A 538-nucleotide genomic window follows, 5' to 3' on the forward strand; every position below is an offset into this window, starting at 1 on the left:
CACCGCGACATCACGCTCGTTGAACGCCAAGACACCTGCCACATCTAGGCTGGAATCAAAGACTCCCCGGGTGACCGTCGCAAAACGCAAACCGAGGTTTTGGGTCAGGCTTGGATCGATACTGACGACCGCACGATCCCCTTCGCTGCTGGCGTATTGAGGCACCAACTGCATGTCCATAAAGGGGGACTTTCCGGGTTTATCAAACTTTTGCTGCGGGTACATGGGGTCGTACCAATACAGAGCCTTGCGTTCACCCGACGGGCTGATACCCCTCTCCTGGGTAGTACTGGATACTCCGTTCATCCGCTGCTGAGCGAACCAGTAACCACCGGCAACACCCAATGCCAGCGAGATGCCTACCAACACTGCCCCATTCCACTTTTTAAGGATCACTGGCTGGGCTCCCCATAGGCAAAGTACAGACGCGCACTGGTCAGCGCCCGCTGCTCTTCCACCTCAATCTGTTTGAGGCGCGCTTCGATGAGCTCACGCCGGGCCGCAACAACGGCATTTAAATCGCCTTTTCCGGCACGAT

Annotated in this window: 1 protein-coding gene and 1 pseudogene; both read right to left on the minus strand. The window is 56.7% G+C overall.

Translation table 11 applies throughout. The features are described from left to right. A partial coding sequence (locus tag ACZRMS_RS26335; RefSeq protein WP_463997647.1) for a heavy metal-binding domain-containing protein occupies nt 1–396 on the minus strand: 396 nt, incomplete at its 3' end. After that, nucleotides 393–538: pseudogene (locus ACZRMS_RS26340) on the minus strand (TolC family protein); the annotation flags it as partial. The pseudogene ACZRMS_RS26340 and the gene ACZRMS_RS26335, both read right to left, overlap by 4 nt.

Source organism: Pseudomonas sp. B424, from assembly GCF_055408345.1.